At 64.1% G+C, this 473-nt stretch carries 2 pseudogenes; both read left to right on the forward strand.

The features are described from left to right. A pseudogene (locus A3754_RS28230) lies at positions 1–294 on the forward strand (DUF802 domain-containing protein); the annotation flags it as partial. Next, positions 294–473: pseudogene (locus A3754_RS24015) on the forward strand (hypothetical protein); the annotation flags it as partial. The pseudogenes A3754_RS28230 and A3754_RS24015, both read left to right, overlap by 1 nt.

The following is a 473-nucleotide window of genomic DNA, read 5'->3' on the forward strand; positions in this document are numbered from 1 at the left end:
GTCACCGGCAGTGCCGCCGAAGTGGCCAGCCTCAGCGACGCCTTTGCCGCTGCCGTGCAGGTGTTCAGCAGCGCCAACGACACCCTGCTGGACAACCTGCACCAGGTGGAAACCTCACTGGAGAAATCCGCCGCCCGCGCCGACGAGCAACTGGGCTACTACGTGGAGCAGGCCCGCGAGGTAATCGAGCTGAGCATGGCCTCGCAGAAAGACGTGATCGATGCCCTGGCCAGCCTGCGCCATGGCGAAGCGCCCGCGCAGGATGGCCAGCGCACGGCTTCCGAGGTCAATTGATGGACGAATTACACGACAGCGATGCCCAGGCCTCGCCGGTCTGGGCCATCTTCTCGGACCTGATGGCCGCCCTGGTGGGCATTCTGGTGCTGCTGCTGGTGTGGGTGATCGGCATCCAGCTGGAATTGAGCCAGTCTCTGGAACAGGAAAAAGCCAAACGCCTCGCCGAAGAACAGCGC

Source organism: Alcanivorax sp. HI0083 (assembly GCF_001635175.1).